The organism is Streptomyces sp. NPDC057010 (assembly GCF_042673805.1).
Classification (GTDB): Bacteria; Actinomycetota; Actinomycetes; order Streptomycetales; family Streptomycetaceae; genus Streptomyces.
Window position 1 is genome coordinate 196,267 of the sequence record NZ_JBHUSC010000007.1, and the last position, 17,205, is coordinate 213,471.

14 protein-coding genes are annotated in these 17,205 nt (G+C 73.7%); 10 read left to right on the forward strand and 4 right to left on the reverse strand.

The window, feature by feature from the left end; all coding sequences use genetic code 11:
• Nucleotides 1-14 precede the first annotated feature (14 nt).
• Nucleotides 15-704: an HAD family hydrolase gene (locus tag ACFTXQ_RS10970; RefSeq protein ID WP_382638373.1), complete on the reverse strand. Its 690-nt coding sequence runs from the start codon at nucleotides 702-704 to the stop codon at nucleotides 15-17.
• Nucleotides 705-750: 46 nt separating this feature from the next.
• Complete coding sequence (locus ACFTXQ_RS10975; protein WP_382638376.1) at nucleotides 751-1,230, reverse strand: Lrp/AsnC family transcriptional regulator; 480 nt, start codon at nucleotides 1,228-1,230, stop codon at nucleotides 751-753.
• Nucleotides 1,231-1,374: 144 nt separating this feature from the next.
• On the opposite strand from ACFTXQ_RS10975, the gene ACFTXQ_RS10980 reads away from it, so the two are divergent.
• Both ACFTXQ_RS10980 and ACFTXQ_RS10985 read left to right on the forward strand, forming a co-directional pair.
• Nucleotides 1,375-2,916, forward strand: a complete 1,542-nt coding sequence (locus ACFTXQ_RS10980) for an SDR family oxidoreductase (protein WP_382638378.1) — start codon at nucleotides 1,375-1,377, stop codon at nucleotides 2,914-2,916.
• Nucleotides 2,917-2,931: 15 nt separating this feature from the next.
• Nucleotides 2,932-4,305 (forward strand): cryptochrome/photolyase family protein, encoded by a 1,374-nt coding sequence (locus tag ACFTXQ_RS10985; protein WP_382638381.1) that lies wholly within the window; start codon nucleotides 2,932-2,934, stop codon nucleotides 4,303-4,305.
• Between the two features lie 9 nt (nucleotides 4,306-4,314).
• Here the strand turns inward: ACFTXQ_RS10985 and ACFTXQ_RS10990 are convergent, their stop codons facing one another.
• Entirely contained in the window at nucleotides 4,315-4,980 is a 666-nt protein-coding gene (locus ACFTXQ_RS10990; protein WP_382638384.1) for a YoaK family protein, read from the reverse strand.
• A 114-nt stretch (nucleotides 4,981-5,094) separates the two neighbouring features.
• Here ACFTXQ_RS10990 and ACFTXQ_RS10995 point away from each other — a divergent pair, with 114 nt between their 5' ends.
• The 5 genes from ACFTXQ_RS10995 (at nucleotide 5,095) to ACFTXQ_RS11015 (ending at nucleotide 11,660) form a co-directional block, all read left to right on the forward strand.
• Nucleotides 5,095-5,688 (forward strand): histidine phosphatase family protein, encoded by a 594-nt coding sequence (locus tag ACFTXQ_RS10995; protein WP_382638387.1) that lies wholly within the window; start codon nucleotides 5,095-5,097, stop codon nucleotides 5,686-5,688.
• Nucleotides 5,689-5,763: 75 nt separating this feature from the next.
• A complete protein-coding gene (locus ACFTXQ_RS11000) occupies nucleotides 5,764-7,278 on the forward strand; it encodes an APC family permease (protein ID WP_382638390.1) in 1,515 nt (504 codons plus the stop codon).
• 12 nt (nucleotides 7,279-7,290) lie between these two features.
• Complete coding sequence (locus tag ACFTXQ_RS11005) at nucleotides 7,291-7,716, forward strand: universal stress protein (protein ID WP_382638393.1); 426 nt, start codon at nucleotides 7,291-7,293, stop codon at nucleotides 7,714-7,716.
• Nucleotides 7,717-7,790: 74 nt separating this feature from the next.
• On the forward strand, nucleotides 7,791-9,869 hold the full coding sequence (locus ACFTXQ_RS11010; RefSeq protein ID WP_382638396.1) for a SpoIIE family protein phosphatase: 2,079 nt from the start codon (nucleotides 7,791-7,793) through the stop codon (nucleotides 9,867-9,869).
• Nucleotides 9,870-10,166: 297 nt separating this feature from the next.
• Complete coding sequence (locus ACFTXQ_RS11015; protein ID WP_382638420.1) at nucleotides 10,167-11,660, forward strand: FUSC family protein; 1,494 nt, start codon at nucleotides 10,167-10,169, stop codon at nucleotides 11,658-11,660.
• Here ACFTXQ_RS11015 and ACFTXQ_RS11020 read toward each other — a convergent pair.
• Entirely contained in the window at nucleotides 11,650-13,947 is a 2,298-nt protein-coding gene (locus ACFTXQ_RS11020) for a HelD family protein (RefSeq protein ID WP_382638399.1), read from the reverse strand. The two genes, ACFTXQ_RS11015 and ACFTXQ_RS11020, sit on opposite strands and share 11 nt — an antisense overlap.
• Before the next feature lie 135 nt (nucleotides 13,948-14,082).
• Between ACFTXQ_RS11020 and ACFTXQ_RS11025 the strand changes: the two genes are divergently transcribed.
• From ACFTXQ_RS11025 to ACFTXQ_RS11035, 3 genes are all read left to right on the forward strand, one after another.
• Nucleotides 14,083-14,658 carry a GNAT family N-acetyltransferase gene (locus ACFTXQ_RS11025; RefSeq protein ID WP_382638401.1) on the forward strand — a complete coding sequence of 192 codons (576 nt, stop codon included), beginning with the start codon at nucleotides 14,083-14,085 and terminating at the stop codon, nucleotides 14,656-14,658.
• A gap of 226 nt (nucleotides 14,659-14,884) precedes the next feature.
• Nucleotides 14,885-16,033, forward strand: a complete 1,149-nt coding sequence (locus ACFTXQ_RS11030; RefSeq protein ID WP_382638404.1) for a nitric oxide synthase oxygenase — start codon at nucleotides 14,885-14,887, stop codon at nucleotides 16,031-16,033.
• A gap of 54 nt (nucleotides 16,034-16,087) precedes the next feature.
• Nucleotides 16,088-17,158: a lactonase family protein gene (locus tag ACFTXQ_RS11035; RefSeq protein WP_382638407.1), complete on the forward strand. Its 1,071-nt coding sequence runs from the start codon at nucleotides 16,088-16,090 to the stop codon at nucleotides 17,156-17,158.
• Nucleotides 17,159-17,205 lie beyond the last annotated feature (47 nt).

A 17,205-nucleotide genomic window follows, 5' to 3' on the forward strand; every position in this document is an offset into this window, starting at 1 on the left:
AGGGGGCGGGAGCGTCAGGCCGTGGCCGTTGCCGTGCGGCGCGCCGTCAGCCAGTCGTGGGCGGCCTCCGCGCTGAACTCCCGCTGCCCGCCCGGGAAGAGGAGCCCGGCGTCCGCGAAGGCGGCGTCGTGCGCGGTCTGCGCGACGTACGGGACGGCCACGCACCCCATGCCCGCCGCGCGGGCGGCCAGCGCGCCCGGCGCGGCGTCCTCGACGACCACGCAGTCGGCGGGCTCGGCGCCCAGCCGGCGGGCCGCCTCCAGGAACACGTCGGGGGCGGGCTTGCCGTGCGCGACCTCCTCGGCGGAGACCACCGTCGTCAGCAGCGAGTCGAGGCCGGTGCCGGCGAGCACCGCGTCGATCGCCTCGCGCGAGGAGCCGGAGGCCACCGCCATCGGCACGCCCTCGGCGTGCAGCCGTTCCACGAACTTGCGCATCTCGGGAAAGGCTTCGGTCTCGGTGCGGGCCAATTCCAGGTAGGAGGCGTTCTGTTCGGCGAGCAACTGCTCCACCGGCGCCTGGATCCCGTAGCGTTCCTTGAGGATCTCCAGCGTCTCCAGGGTGCCGATCCCGATGAAGCGGGAGTGCTGCTCCCAGGTGAAATCGGGGACCCCGTGCCGGGCGAGGGTGCGCCGGCCCGATTCGTAGTAGTTCGGCTCGCTGTCCACGAGAGTGCCGTCGAGATCGAATATGACGGAAATCATCCGTTGTGCCCGTCCTGCCGGTCGTGTCCTGTCCTCAGCCATCCTGTCAGGTTTTGCGGGCGGCCCGTCCCACGGACTCGACCAACGGCAGGACCCGGTGCGGGACCCGCTCGCGCAGCGCCACCTCCGTGCGGGTGCGGACCACCCCCGGGAGCTGGATCAGCCGCTGGATCACGTCCTCCAGGTGCGCGTTGTCCCGGGCCGCGACCCGGGTCAGCAGGTCCCCGCCGCCCGTGATCGAGAACGCCTCGATGATCTCCGGTACGGCGGCCAGCGCGTCGCCCACGTCGTCGAGGTGCCCCTGGGTCACCTCGATGTGCACGAAGGCCAGCACCGGATGCCCCAGCGCGGCGGGCGAGAGCACCGGACCCGTCCCGGTGATCACCCCGGTGCGCTCCAGCCGGTCCAGCCGGGCCTGGAGGGTGCCCCGCGCGACACCGAGGATCCGGGCGTACTCACGGACGCTGGTACGCGGCTGCTCGATCAGCAGACGCAGGATCCGGGTGTCGAGTTCGTCCACCGCCATGCCGCGACTGTACCAATGGCCCGGTTCACGCGGATCTTGCCCGGGCGAGTGATCCCCCGGGGACGCCCGCATGGCACCACCGGCGCCGAGGGGCGACGGTGTTCTGGTCGGCACGCGTACGGGTCCCACGAAGCGGAGAGAACCATGACGGGTCTGAACTGCCTGGTCACCGGTGCCACCGGCTACATCGGGGGCAGGCTGGTGCCCGAGCTCCTCGACGCCGGACACCGCGTCCGCTGCATGGCCCGGTCCCCGGAGAAACTCCGCGACCACCCCTGGGCCGGCCAGGTCGAGATCGTCCGCGCAGACGCCACCGACCCGCAGTCCGTGGCCGCGGCCATGGACGGCATCGACGTGGCCTACTACCTCGTGCACGCGCTCGGCGGCGGCTCCGGATTCGAGGAGCGCGACCGCGCCGCCGCCCGCATCTTCGCCGAACAGGCCCACCGCGCCGCAGTCCGCCGCGTCGTCTACCTCGGGGGGCTCACCCCCGCGGGCCTCCCCCTCAGCGAGCTCTCCCCGCACCTGCGGTCCCGCGCGGAGGTCGGCCGGATCCTCCTCGCCGGCCCCGTGCCGGCCACCGTCCTGCGCGCCGCCGTCATCATCGGCTCCGGGTCGGCCTCCTTCGAGATGCTGCGCTACCTCACCGAGCGGCTGCCCGTCATGGTGACCCCCAGCTGGGTCGGCACCCGCTGCCAGCCCATCGCCGTCCGCGACGTCCTGCGCTACCTCGTCGGCAGCGCCGACATGCCGCCCGACGTGAACCGGGCGTTCGACATCGGCGGCCCCGACGTCCTCACGTACGAGGAGATGATGCGCCGCTACGCCGCCGTCGCCGAGCTGCCCCACCGGTTCATCCTGCGCGTCCCGATGCTCACCCCCGGCCTGTCCAGCCAGTGGATCGGCCTGGTCACCCCCGTGCCCCGGGCGCTGGCCCGGCCGCTCGCCGAATCGCTGCGCCACGAGGTGGTGTGCGCGGAGCACGACATCGCACGCCACGTCGCCGACCCGCCCGGCGCGCCGATCGGATTCGACCGGGCACTGTCGCTCGCCCTCCGGCGGGTGCGCGAGGCCGACGTGGCCACCCGCTGGTCCTCCGCCTCCGTGCCCGGAGCCCCGAGCGACCCGCTGCCCACCGACCCCGACTGGGCGGGCGGCAGCCTCTACACCGACCGCAGGGAGACGGCCGTCGAAGCCTCACCCGGCGCGCTGTGGCGGGTGGTGGAGGGCGTCGGCGGGGAGAACGGCTGGTACTCCTTCCCCCTGGCCTGGTCCGTACGGGGCTGGCTGGACCGGCTCGTCGGGGGAGTCGGCATCCGCCGCGGCCGCCGCGACGCGACCCGGCTGCGGGTGGGCGACTCCCTCGACTTCTGGCGGGTCGAGGAGATCCAACCCGGTCGGCTGCTGCGCCTGCGCGCCGAGATGCGGCTGCCGGGCCTCGCCTGGCTGGAGATGCACGCGGACCCCGGCCCGGAGCCCGGGCGCTCGCACTACCGGCAGCGGGCCCTGTTCCACCCCCACGGACTGCTGGGACACATGTACTGGTGGAGCGTGTCGCCCTTCCACGCCGTTGTCTTCGGCGGGATGGCCCGCAACATCGCCCGCGCCGCCGAACGCGCGGACGGGGCCGACGCCCCGCCCTCCGTGACCGGTGCGCCGCACGACGAACCGTCCACCACGGCCTGACGAACAGCGAGAACCATGAACACAGCCGTCGTCCTGTACACCTCCGACCTGCGCCTGCACGACCATCCGCCGCTGCGCGCGGCCCTCTCCTCCTGCGACCGCGTGGTCCCGCTCTTCGTCCGCGACCGCGCCCTCGCGGACACCGGCTTCGCCGCGCCCAACCGGCAGGCCTTCCTCGCGGACTGCCTCGCCGACCTGGACGCCGGACTGCGCGAGCGCGGCGGCCGCCTCGTGATCCGCTCCGGGGACCCCGTCCGGGAGGTCTGCACCCTCGTACGGGAAGCCGACGCCGCCGAGGTCCACATGGCCGCCGGGGTCAGCGGCTACGCCCAGGCCCGTGAGGAGCGGCTGCGCACCGCCCTCGAAGCGGACGGCCGGCGGCTCCACGTGCACGACGCCGTGGTCACCGCAGTCGCCCCCGGCGCCGTCCTGCCCGCCGGATCCGACCACTTCGCCGTCTTCACGGCCTACTTCCGCCGCTGGGCCGACCGGCCGCCGCGCACCGTCGCCGCGGCACCCCGCGCCGTCCGGCTCCCCGACGGCATCGGTTCCGAGCCGGTGCCCGCGCGCGGCGACCTCACCGGACTCTCCCCGGCCCTGGCCCGGGGCGGCGAGACAGAGGCCCGCCGCCTCCTGACGAACTGGCTGCGCTCCGGCATCACCCACTACGCGGACACCCACGACGACCTGGCCGGCGACGCCACCTCCCGGCTCTCGCCGCACCTGCACTTCGGCACCCTCTCGGCCGCCGAGGCGGTCCACCGGGCCCGGACCGCCGGCGGCCCCGGCGCAGAGGCCTTCGTCCGGCAGCTGTGCTGGCGCGACTTCCACCACCAGCTCCTCGCCGCCCGCCCCCGGGCGGCCGCCGAGGACTACCGCGCCCGGCAGGACCGTTGGCGTACGGGCGGCGCCGCCGAGGAGGAGACCGAAGCCTGGAAGGAGGGCCGCACCGGCTACCCGGTGGTCGACGCCGCGATGCGCCAGCTGCGCCACGAGGGCTGGATGCACAACCGCGGCCGGCTGCTCGCCGCGAGCTTCCTGACCAAGACCCTGTACGTCGACTGGCGGACCGGGGCGCGCCACTTCCTGGACCTCCTGGTCGACGGGGACCTCGCCAACAACCAGCTCAACTGGCAGTGGGTCGCGGGCACGGGGACCGACACCCGCCCCAACCGGGTGCTCAATCCCGTCCGGCAGGCCCTGAGGTACGACCCGCAGGGCCGTTACGTCCACCGCTGGGTGCCGGAGCTCGCCGGGCTGCCCGTCCCGTACGTGCACGAACCGTGGCGGCTGCCGGGCCCGGACCGCGCGCGGTACGACTACCCGGACCCGCTGGTGGAACTCGCCGACGGACTCGACCGCTTCCGGCGGGGGAGGGGCATCGGCTGACGGCTCGGGCTAGGCCGTGTGCAGGCGCGGCATGGTCCGGTGCGCGAGGGCCACCGCCAGCACCACGGCGGCGGCCGGCAGGAGCAGCTCGCCCACCGTCCACCCGGCCCGGATCAGCAGGGCCCCGGTCAGCCCGCCCACGAACATCGCCAGGACCGCCATCGCCCGGCGCTCCCAGGCCCCCGTTCCGTATCCGAAGGCGCTGTCCCGCCCCAGGGCCGAGCTGCCGATCAGCGCGGTCATGGAGCGGGTGACCAGGGTCGTCGGCACGCCCGGCACGTTGATCCGCATGCTCGTCACCGTGCGGATGCCCATCGCCGCCGCGAGCAGCCCGGTCACCACCAGATGTGGGCCGCCCGGATTTCCGAACCGGGGCGTCACGCCCCATCCGGTCGCCGCACCCGTCAGGATCAGCGCCGCCTCCACATACAGGCCGAGCCCGACCCAGCGCCACCCCCGGGCCTCCGCCGCCGACTCCAGCCGCGCACCGAACACGGCGCCGGCGGCGAACGCGGCCAGCGACAGCGCGGCCGACAGCGCGGGCAGGTTCCCCTGCCGCGCGAGCCCGAACGCCAGGAAGAGCACGTTGCCGGTCTGCATCGCCGTGAACACCGGTCCGAGGGCCAGCAGGCTCACCGCCTCGATCAGCCCGGTGACCAAGGTCAGGACGATCATCAGTCCCACCAGCGTAGGACGCACCGGGAGCGCACCCAGCTTCATGAGGCCCGACAGTGACACGCCCGCCCGCCCCTCCGGCGCCGACATGCCGAGGGGATTAGGGTCGCTGGGATGAGCGACCTGTTGCTGGTGAGGCACGGCGAGACGGCGTGGAGCGCCGACGGGCGGCACACCGGGCGCACCGACGTGCCGCTGACCCCGCGCGGTGTCGAGGAGGCCCTCTCCCTGGCCCCCTACTTCCGCGACCGGCACCCCGCGCTGGTGCTGACCAGCCCGCTGCGCCGGGCCGTCGCCACGGCCGAACTCGCGGGCCTCACCGGCGGAACCACCGATCCCGACCTCTACGAATGGGACTACGGCGGCTACGAGGGCGTCACCACCAAGGAGATCCAGCGGACCACGCCCGACTGGTCGCTGTGGACCCACGGCGTCCCGCCCGGCGACGCCGAGCACCCCGGGGAGAGCGCCGCCCAGGTGGGAGCCCGCGCGGACCGGGCCCTGGCCCGGGTCGCCCCCGAGCTCCGCGCCGGCCGGGGAGACGTGGTGCTCGTCGCCCACGGCCACTTCCTGCGCGTCCTCACCGCCCGCTACCTGGGCCTGGACCCCGCCGAGGGCCGCCTCTTCCTGCTGCGCACCGGCACCGTCAGCGTGCTCTCCACCGAGCACGGGCTCCCGGTGATCGCGGGCTGGAACACCCGGCCCTGACGGCGGGGTCCCCGGCGTCCCGCACCCGGCCCCTTCCGCCTCGCGGGGCGGCGCCGGGTGCGTGACGATTCGTACATGGCCCACGACGGTGCGAGCGGTGGCGGCGGTCCCGGGACCGGAATCCCGGAACAGGGGCTCAAGGCCAACGCGATCGGCTTCCTCGACGCGCTCGTCATCGGCCTGAACTCCACCTCGCCGGCCTACTCCCTCGCCGCCGTACTCGGGCCGATCGTGGCCCTGGCCGGGATCTACGCGCCGGGCGTCATGCTGGCCTCGTTCGTTCCGATGCTGCTGATCGCCGCCGCCTTCTACTACCTCAACAAGGTGGACCAGGACTGCGGGACGACCTTCTCCTGGGTCACCCGCGCCATGGGCCCCTGGGCGGGCTGGCTCGGCGGCTGGGCCATCACCATGACCGGCGTGCTGGTCATCGGCTCGCTCGCGGACGTGGCCGTCCACTTCGGGCTGCTCGCCGCCGGCCTCGACAGTTGGGCCGCGAACACGGTGATCCGGCAGTCCCTCACCGTCGCCGTGATCCTGGCCATGACCGCCATCTGCGTCATCGGCACCGAACTGTCCGCCCACCTCCAGGACATCCTCATCCTCGCCCAGGTCTTCTTCCTCCTGGCCTTCGCCGTGGTCGCCATCTACCGCATCTACGCCGGCACCAGCACCCTCGACGCCATCGAACCGTCCGTCACCTGGCTCAACCCCTTCGGCGCCGGCGGGGCCGCCCTCACCGGCGGACTGCTGCTCGGCGTGTTCATCTACTGGGGCTGGGAATCCGCGGTCAACCTCACCGAAGAGGTCGAGAACTCCGCGACCGCCCCCGGCAAGGCCGGCATCTGGTCGACCGTGGTCCTGCTGGTCACCTACCTGTCCGTGGGCTTCGCCGTCGTCGGCTACGCCGGCACCGCCTTCCTCGCCGAGAACGCGGGCGAGGAGGAGGCGATCTTCGCCGTCCTCGCCCACGAGGTCATGGGCGGCTGGGACTGGATGGTGCTCCTCGCCGTCTGCACCTCCGCGCTCGCCTCCACCCAGACCACGATCATCCCCGCCTCCCGCACCGCCCTGTCCATGGCCCGCCGCCACGCGCTGCCACCGGGGCTCGCGCACATCCACCCGCGGTTCCGCACCCCGGACGTGAGCACCTGGTGGGTCGCCGCCATCGCCATCGGCTGGTACCTCATCGTCAACCAGATCAGCGAGAACGCCCTCCTGGACTCCCTCACCGCGCTCTCCCTGCTCATCGCCTTCTACTACGCGCTCACCGGCCTGGCCTGCGCCATCTACTACCGGCGCCACCTGCTGGAGAGCGCGCACAACTTCCTGCTCATCGGCGCCGGTCCGGTCATCGGAGCCGGGCTGCTGGCCTGGCTGCTGGTGGAGTCCGTCCACGACATGTCGAACCCGGAGAACTCGGCCAGCGGCGTCTCCTGGTTCGGGCTCGGCCCGCCGCTGGTCATCGGGATCGCGATCGCCGTCGTCGGCCTGGCCGTCATGTGCTTCTGGCGGGTGCGGGACGGTCGGTTCTGGCGCGAGCGGCGCGGGGTGGTCGACCCGGACGTCGTCCACGGCAGGAAGACCTGAGGAGGAAGCCCGATGGCCGTGGTCCTGGGATACGACGAGTCACCCGGCGCGGAACGCGCCCTGCGGGTGGCGCTGGAGGTCGCCACCGCCTTCGGCGAGCCCCTCGTCCTGGTGTACGGCGCGGCCGCACCGGGCGCCACCGGCGAGGAGTACCTGGCGCACCGCGAAGCCGTCCGCCAGGCGGGCCGCAGCGCGCTGGCCCGCGCCGTCGAGGCCGCCGACGAGGCGGGAGTGCCCTCGACGGTCGAGGTGGTCGACGAGAAACCGGCCCAGGCCCTGCTCGACGCCGCCGCGCGCCACCACGCCCGGGTCATCATCGTCGGCACCTGGGGCGACAGCCCGATCCGCGGAGCGCTGCTGGGCTCCACCCCGCACAAGCTGCTGCACCTCTCGCCGATCCCCGTGCTCTGCGTACCGACGGACGACCACATGCCCTAGACGCCCCAGGCGGGAACCACCGCGATGTCCGCATACTGGATGCACACGGCTCCGCAGGTGGAAGGGGGCGTCTCGTGCCATCGGTCCGACCGGGGGGCGAGAAGGCGCACGGCCCGTTCCCCTCCGAGCCGGGGACGCTGCTCGAGCACGTACCGGTGGCCGTCTTCGGCATCGATCACGAGGGGCTCGTCCGCTACTGGGGGCCCGGCGCGCAGGAACTCTTCGGCCACGACTCCGCCGCCGTCCTCTCCCGCCCCGGCGCCCTGCTCTTCGCCGGCACCGCTACCCGGACCGCCTCCGACGCGTGCGCCGAGCTGGTGGAGCGGGCCCGGAACGACGGGTACTGGCGGACCCGGCTGACCGCGCGGCACCGCGACGGCGAGCTCTTCGACTGCGGGGTCCGCGTCTTCCCCCTGACGGGCGCCGACGGCCGGCCGGTGGTCATGGGCCTGGCGAGCAGGAGCGACGAACTCGACCGGGTCAAGACCAATCTCGCCTTCCTCGACGCCCTGTTCGAGACCTGCCCCATCGGACTGGTCATGTTCGACCAGGACCTCCGCTACGTCCACCTGAACCAGGCCCTCGCCGACATGGACGGCCTCCCCATCGAGGCGCACCTGGGGATGGACACGGACGACGTCGTGATCCTCTCCGACGACGGCGAGTACCGGCGCATGCTGCGCGCGGTCGCGGCGGGCGGAGCGCCCGTCGTGGGGGCACTGGTGGGCATGCGCCCGCGGGGCCGTCCGGACCACGACCAGGTGCGCTCGGTGAGCTTCTTCCCCCTCAGCCAGGCGGTCGGCTCGCGCCCCGGCGTGGGCGGGCTGATGGTGGACGTGACCGACCGGGAACAGGCCATCCTGGAAGCGACGGCCGGCCGCCGGCGCCTGGACCTGCTGGACCGGGCCTCCGCGCGCATCGGGACCACCCTGGACGTGAACCGCACGGCCCAGGAACTGGTCGACGTGTCGATGCCGGACTTCTGCGACGGCGCGGTCGTCGAGATCGTGGAGTGGATGGACGCCACCGAGGACTTCGACCCGGCGCGGCCGCTGATCACCCGCAGGATCGCCTCCGGGACGATCCTCCCGGCTCCCGCCGCCACCGAGCTCGTCAGCGGGGTCGAGACCGTGCGCTATCCGCCCGGCTCCGTCATCCACGACATGCTGGGGACCGGCCGCCCGATCTCGGCCGTCGTGGACGAGGAGTTCCTGGCCCGGACCGTCCTCATCGAGTCCCGCGGCCGGGTCCTGACCGAGAGCGGGGTCGCCTGCGTCCTCGTCGCCCCGCTCATCGCCCGGGGCACCGTCCAGGGCATCGCCATGTTCGGCCGGTCCGCGAACCGGCCCGCCTTCAACCGGGACGACCTCAGCCTCGCCGGCGAGCTCGCCTCGCGCGCCGCGATCTGCCTGGACAACGCCCGGCTGTACAGCCGGGTCCAGGACATCTCGCTCACCCTCCAGCGGGCCCTGCTGCCCACCGCGGCCGCGAGCAGCCCGTACGTGGACGTGGCCCACCGCTACGTGCCGGGCGGCCGCATCACCGAGGTCGGCGGCGACTGGTACGACGTGATCGGCCTGCCCGACGACCGGGTCGTGCTCGTGGTGGGCGACGTGATGGGCCACGGGGTGCCGGCCGCGGCCGCCATGGGCCGCCTCCGCATCACCACCAAGGCCCTGGCCAGGCACACCCGCGAACCCGACGCCCTGCTCGCCGAACTCGACGCGTGCGCCCAGGAGGCCGGCATCGAGCTGGCGACGTGCCTGTACATCGTGTACGACCCGAGGACCGGCCGCGCCCGCATCGCGAACGCCGGCCACCTCCCGCCCCTCGTGCTCCGCCCCGACGGCGCGGTCGACACCCTCGACGAGGTACTCGGGGTTCCGCTCGGCGTCGGCGGCGTCCCGTTCCGGACGACCGGCATCGAACTCCCCGACCACGCCACCCTCGTCCTCTACACCGACGGCCTGATCGAATCCCGCGGCCAGGACATCGAGACGGGCCTGGAGTCCCTGCGCGCCGAACTCGCCGGATCCGCCGGCCCGCTGGAGGCCATGGCGGACCGGATCCTCGACCGTCTGCTCCCCGGTCCGCCGGCCGACGACACGGTCCTCGTCCTAGCCCGCGTCCACCGCGCCGGTGCGGCGGGCTGAACGGCTCCGCCCGGCAGACCCTCGCGTGACCGCTCCGTTGGCACCCCGGTGGCCGAAGATCGCGGCCTTCCACTGGGCCAATGGCCCAGTCATCCGGGTCCGTGTTGAACCAGTGGGCCCACAGCTGATTATCTGTGTCGTATCCATGTACTTTCGGCGCCGCGCAGCGCCGGACGGCAACGAGGCCGGTCCGGAGCGCGGCGCCTTCGCCGTGCCCGTACGCCGCCCACCACTCCCGGGCGGCCGCCGGCCCGGCGCGCACCACTGCAAGGGGGGCGGCACACCGCCGTGAAGAGGATGTTCGTGGCTCCGGATCCGGGGCGTATGAGACTCAGGAACTCGGCCCGCGCCGTCATCGGCGTCGCGGCCGCCGTGGCCCTCGCCGAGCTGTGCGGCCTCTCCCTGACCGCCTCCATCACCGGGGGACTGGCGGCCCTGCTCGCCCTCTTCACCGTGCTCGACCCGAGCGTCCGCGCCCAGCGGACCACCACCGCCCTGCTGCCGCTCGCCGGGTTCCCCGTCCTCGCGCTGGCCACCACCCTGCACGGGGTGCCCCTCGCCCGTGACGCCGCCTTCCTCGCCGTCGTGTTCGCCGGGGTCTACGCCCGCCGCTTCGGCCCGCGCGGGCACGCCCTGGGGATCTTCGGCTTCATGATGTTCTTCGTCACCCAGTTCCTGCACGCCGTGCCCGGCCAGCTGCCCGAGCTGTACGCCGCCGTGGGACTGGCGCTCCTCGCCTCCGGGGCCGTGCGCTTCGGCCTGTGGCCCATCGAGCGGCGCACCCCGCCCCCCGCCGCACCGCCCGGACTCCCTGGCACCGGCCTCGCCCGGCCCACCACCCGCCAGGCCTTCCAGGCCACCGCCGCCTGCGCCTTCGCGCTCGGCATCGGCCAGGCGCTCTCCGAGGACCGCTGGTACTGGGCCGTAGGCACCGCCTGGTGGATCTTCGTCAACACCGCCTCCCGCGGCGAGACCCTGGTCCGCGGCTTCCGCCGGGTCCTCGGCACCGTCCTCGGCATCGCCGCCGGACTGCTGATCGCCGTACCCCTGCACGGCGCGCCGCTGCCCACCGCCCTGCTCGTCGCGGTGTGCGTCTTCGGGATCTTCTACACCGCCGCCCCCTCCTACTCCTGGATGATGTTCTTCGTCACCGTCATGGCCGGGCTGCTCTACGGGCTCCTCGGAGTGCTCCACCCCGGCCTGCTGCTCCTGCGCTTCCAGGAGACCGCGATCGGCGCCCTCGGCGCCGCCCTCGCCGTCGTGATCATCCTCCCGGTGACCACGCACGCCGCCAACGACGCCTGGATCCAGCGCGCCCTGCACTGCGTACGGGCCTCCACCGCGGCCTCACTCGACCGGCTCGCCGGGAACCCCGACGCCGACCCCGCCCCGCACGCCGCCGAACTCGAACTGCTGCTGGGCCGCGTACGGATGGCCCTCGCACCCCTCGTCCACCCGCTGAGCCCGCTGCGCGCCCGCAAGGCACGGGCCCGGCAGGTCCTGGCCCTGCTCGACGACTGCGCCCGGGAGGTGCGCGGGCTGGTGGCCGTCGCCGCCGACCCCCAGGCCTCGCACGACGCCCGCCTGGCCGCCGCCTGCTGGCGCGTCGAAGCGGCCGTGGAAGCCCTGACCGCCCCGCGGAGCACACCGGAAGTGAGCCCTCCGGTGCTGCCCCGCCAGGCTCCCGCGGAGCCGGCCCTCGCCCACCTGCACGGCCTTGAGCACGCCCTCGTCGCGCTCGCCGCCCCGCTGCGGACCGACCCGCGGGCCCCGCTGGTCATCAGCGCCTGAGCAGCCCCTCCGGGTCCAGACCGGCCGGCAGCCGGCCCTCGGTGTGCACCACGCCGAGGGCCTGGGTGGCCCGGGTCAGCGCCACGTACAGGTCGCTCGGCTGGAGGTCGGCCGGCTCCACCACGATCACCGTGTCGAACTCCAGCCCCTTGGCCTGGCGCGGGTCCAGCAGGACGACCTCGCGGGTCAGGTCCGGCTCGGCGCCCGCACGCACTCCCGGCAGTACGCCGGCCAGGGCCCCGTGCAGCGCGCGCGGCGCGATCACCGCGAGCCGCCCCTCGGCCGGCCGCTCCCGCTCCACCGCCTCCGCGACCGTCCCCGCCAGGTCACCGGTCGCCCGCGCCCACGGCCGCACCCCGGTGGACCGCACCGAGCGCGGCGGTTCGAAGCCGGGATCGCGGGACCGCAGCACGGACGCCGCCACCTCCATGACCTCGGCGGGCGTGCGGTAGTTGACCCCGAGCCGGACCAGCTCCCAGCGCTCGCCCACGTACCGGCCGAGGATCCGCTCCCACGATCCGCACCCGGCCTCGTCGGCGGTCTGCGCGGGATCGCCGACCAGCGTCATCGACCGGGTCGGGCAGCGCCGCATCAGCAGCCGCCACGCCATCTCCGACAGCTCCTGCGCCTCGTCCACGATGACGTGCCCGAAGGCCCAGGTGCGGTCGGCCGCGGCCCGCTCGGCGGCGCTGCGGTGGTCGGCCTCCTCGTGCCGTTCGGCCATCCGCTCGGCGTCGATGATGTCGTGCGCCGCGAGGTACTCGTTCTCCTCGTCCTCGAACTCGTACGACTCCGAGCCCTGCGACAGGTCCAGCACCCCCTGGGCGTAGGCGATGCGCTGCTGCCGCTCCCGTTCCTCGGCGGCGCGCCGGGCCCTGTCGTCCTCCCCGAGCAGCTCGGCCGCCTCGTCCAGCAGCGGTACGTCGGCCGGGGTCCAGTCCGGGCGCGCCGACGGCTCGCGCCGGATCAGCTCCGCCTCGTCGGCGGGCAGGTGCGTGGGCTCCGCCAGGAAGTCCGCGACCAGCTGCTGCGGGGTCAGGGTGGGCCACAGCGAGTCGATCGCGGCGTGCACGGCCGGGCTCATCGCGATCTCCTTGCCCAGCTGGACCACGTCGTCCGAGCCGAGCAGGTTCGGGCCGCCGTACGGATCGGCGCCCAGCCGGTCCGCGAGCTGCTCGGTGAGCGCGTCGATGATCCGGAAGGCGAAGGCGGGCCGGGCCTGGTTGTGCGGCAGCCCCGTCGCGCGGGCCCGGTCGCGGGCCTCGTAGGCCATCGTGCGGTCCAGCAGCAGGGTGCCGTAGTCGTCGTGGATGATCTCCAGCACGGGCTCGGGGACCGTGTCGTACTCCTCGCCGCTGTCCGCGGGCAGGGCCTCCGGCAGGCACTGCCGGTCGGCCACCACCAGGGCCAGCACCTGCGCCATCGCCGCCCGGCCCTTCACCGCGGCGGCGCCGGGGCGGTCGGTCCCGGTCGCGTGCACGCCGGGGAACAGCTCGCCGGGGGTCGCGAGCAGAACGCCCGTCTCGCCGAGCGCCGGCAGCACCCCGCCGATGTAGCCCAGGAAGGCCGGGCCCGGGCCGACGATCAGCACGCCGCGCCTGGCGAGCTGCTCGCGGTGGGCGTACAGCAGGTAGGCGGCGCGGTGCAGCGCGACCGCGGTCTTTCCGGTGCCGGGACCGCCCTCGACGACCAGCACGCCGCGGTGCGGGGAGCGGATGACCCGGTCCTGCTCGGCCTGGATGGTCCGCACGATGTCGTGCATCCGGCCGGTCCGGGCGGCGTCGAGCGCGGCGAGCAGCACGGCGTCCGCGTCGGGGCCCTCGTACCCGGTGCGCTCCGCGTCCGTCAGGTCCAGGATCTCGTCGTGCAGGGCGGTGACCACCCGCCCCCGGCTGCTGATGTGCCGGCGGCGGCGCAGGCCCATGGGGGTGTGGCCGGTGGCCAGGTAGAACGGGCGGGCCACCTCCGCGCGCCAGTCCAGGACGAGGGGGGTGCGCTCCGCGTCGTCCGCGCGGATTCCGAGCCGGCCGATGTGGTGGTCACGCCCGTCGGAGAACTCCAGACGGCCGAAACACAGGCCGTTCTCACCCGCATTCAGCGCGGAGAGCAGGCCGGACTGCTCGGCGACCAGGACTTCGCGCTCCAGGCGCTCCTGAAATCCGTTGCCGACCTGGCGCAGGGCCCCCTTGAGGGCGTGTTCCGCCTGGTCACGAAGGTGGTCGAGGTGCCGATAGAGGTCCGTGACGAATTGCTGCTCTTTCCGGAATTCCTCGGTTGACAATTGCACTCCTGCCGCGATACAGTGTCCTCGTAAGTTGGTTCATGCATTCGCTTGTGGCGAAGTCATGAATGAACCAATATACGCTCCCTCCTCCCTCGGCAGCGAATTCGGCCGGGGGATTTTTTGCGTACCGTGGTCCTCATGACCACCGCACACGGCTCTGCCGACGGCATCGTCTACCGCCTCGCCCGTCCCGAGGACGCGGGTGCCATCGAGGCCCTGGACAGTTCCTTCACCACCGCCACGGTCTTCGAGGTGGCCGCCTCCGAGGCCGGCTTCACGCTCCGCGAGGTCCCCGTGGAACCGCCGGTGTACAAGGAATTCCCGCCCGAGGAGCACGACGAACAGGGGCTTGGCCGCGGCTCCGGCGAGAACGGGGAAGCGCGCACCTACGTGGCCCTCGACGACGGGCGGCTGTGCGGTTTCGTCGCCACCGGCTACGCCGCCTGGAACCGCCGCCTCACGATCGAGGACATCGAGGTCTCCCCGCAACACCGCGGGCGCGGCATCGGCCGTGCGCTGATGGACTGCGCGGACGGATTCGCCCGCGAACGGGGCGCCGACCACCTGTGGTTGGAGGTCAGCTCGGTGAACGCTCCTGCGGTGCACGCCTATCGGCGCATGGGATTCACCCTCTGTGGCCTCGACACGACCTTGTACGGCGGCACGCCCGCTGCCGGAGAGCAGGCGCTGTTCATGAGCCGGCCCTGCCGCTGACCCCGGTCCAGCGTCGACCGGAGCGGCCAACTCCAGGACTGCGGCGGATCGTACGCCCCCTCGGCGCCGGCCCGCAGTGCGATCCGTGAAGATCACTCGGAGGAGTGTTCCGGGCGCGCCTGGCCCGCGCCGCTGACCTGCGGCATGTACAACGGGTGATTGTTCATTGCACATTCATCCGGCATGTACAGGGTGGATCTGGTCGGACAGGGGGTAACCGCCCGGAATGGAAATACTTCAACAGCGCTCCACCACCGCTCAGGTGTGGGAAGCGGCCGAGGAGTTCATCCGACTCTTCCACAGGGAGCACGCCGACGCCGGTGATCCGCGTGCCCGGCTCGCCGCCGTACGGGCCGAGCTCGCGGAGACCGGCACCTACCGGCACACCCCCGAGGAACTGGTCCACGGGGCCCGTGTGGCCTGGCGCAACAGCAACCGCTGCATAGGCAGGCTGTATTGGAACTCCCTGCGCGTCCGTGACCGCCGCGGCCTCACGGACGCCGACGACATCGCCGCCGAGTGCTTCGAGCACCTGCGCGAGGCGACCAACGGCGGCCGGGTCCGGCCGACCATCACGGTCTTCGCGCCCGACGCCCCGGACCGCCCGGGCCCGTTGATCTGGAGCGAGCAGCTCGTCCGCTACGCGGGCTACGGGGACCACCCCTCCGTCACCGTCGGCGACGCCCGCAACGCCCCGCTGACCGAGGCCCTGCTGCGGCTCGGCTGGTCCGGCGGCGCCGGCACCCCCTTCGACCTCCTCCCGCTGGTGGTCCAGGGGGTCGACGACAAACCCCGCTGGTTCGACACCCCCGCGGACGCCGTGATGGAGGTGCCGATCGAGCACCCCGACGGCGACGGGGGCGGCGACGGCTGGGCGGACTGGGGCCTGCGCTGGCACGCGGTCCCCGCCATCGCCAACATGTGCCTGGAGATCGGCGGCGTCCACTACCCGGCCGCGCCCTTCAACGGCTGGTACATGGGCACCGAGATAGGCGCCCGCAACCTCGCCGACACCGACCGCTACAACCTCCTGCCCGCCGTCGCCCGCCGGCTCGGCCTGGACACCACCAGCGACCGCTCGCTCTGGAAGGACCGTGCGCTCGTCGAGCTCAACCGGGCGGTCCTGCACTCCTTCGACCGCGCCGGAGTCACCATCGCCGACCACCACACCGAATCCCGGCGGTTCCTCTCCCACATGGCGCGCGAGGAGCGCAAGGGCCGCGAGGTGGGCGCCGACTGGTCCTGGATCGTCCCGCCGATCTCCGGCTCCGCGACCCCGGTCTTCCACCGCACGTACGAGGACCGGCCGAGCAGCACGGCCTACGTCCACCACTCCGGCGCACAGGAGCGGGCCCAGGGACGGGACTTGGTCTAGACCTTCTGTTACCGTCGGCTGCGAACGGATCCGGAACGGCGGAGAGGGCATCCCGTGGGCGGCGCGGACAGGACTGACCGGAGCGGCGGACACCGGGCCTACATCGGCTCGTTCACCTCGGGGGGCGGCCGCGGCATCACCACCGCGGCCGTGGATCCGGCGACCGGGGAGCTGACCCCGCTCACCACGACCGGCGCCCTCCTGCCGGACCCCTCGTACCTCGCCGTCGCCCGCGACACCGGCCTGCTCTACGCGGTGAGCGAGACCGACCAGGGGGCGGTGGCCGCCTTCGCGCCCACCGCCGAGGGCCTCGCCCCGCTCGGCGCTCCCGTGCGCGTCGGCGGCTCCGGCCCCACCCACCTCAGCCTGGCCGGCCACCGGCTGCTCACCGCCAACTACACCTCCGGCAGCGTCAGTAGCCTCCCCCTCGCCGCCGACGGCAGCCCGGCCGGCCCCGCCGCCGTCCTCGCCCACCGGGGCTCCGGCACGGACGCGGACCGGCAGGAGCGGCCCCACGCCCACCAGGTGCTGCCCGACCCGACCGGCCGCTGGGTGCTCAGCGTGGACCTCGGCACCGACTCCGTACGGGTCTGCGCGCTCGACCCGGCCACAGGGGAGCCGCGGGTGCACACCGAGACCGCCCTGCGGGCCGGGACCGGGCCCCGCCACCTCGCCTTCCACCCCGACGGCACGCTCGTCTACGTCCTGCACGAGCTGGTGCCCCAGCTGACCGTCTGCGACTGGAACGCGGCCACCGGGCGACTGGAACCGGTCGGGGAGGTTCCGATCGCCCCGGAGGGCCCTTCAGGGGCCGTACGGGCCTACCCCTCGGCGGTCGTCGCCTCGCCCGACGGGCGCTTCGTCTGGGCCGCGGTCCGCGGGGCGGACACCATCGACACCCTCTCCCTCGCCGCGGGCGCCGGGAAGCCAAGGCTCACCGGTTCCACGGGCTGCGGTGGCAGCTGGCCGCGCGATCTCGCCGTGGACCCCTCGGGGCGCCGGCTGTACGCGGCCAACGAGCATTCGGGGAACGTCGCCTGGTTCGAGGTGGACCCGTCGACCGGGCACCCGCGGGCGGCCGGCTCGGTGGCCGTACCGGCCGCCACCTGCGTCGTCTTCGGCTGAACCGCGGCGATGAACGGGCGAGGGCCCGCCACCCCGGAGTCCGGGGT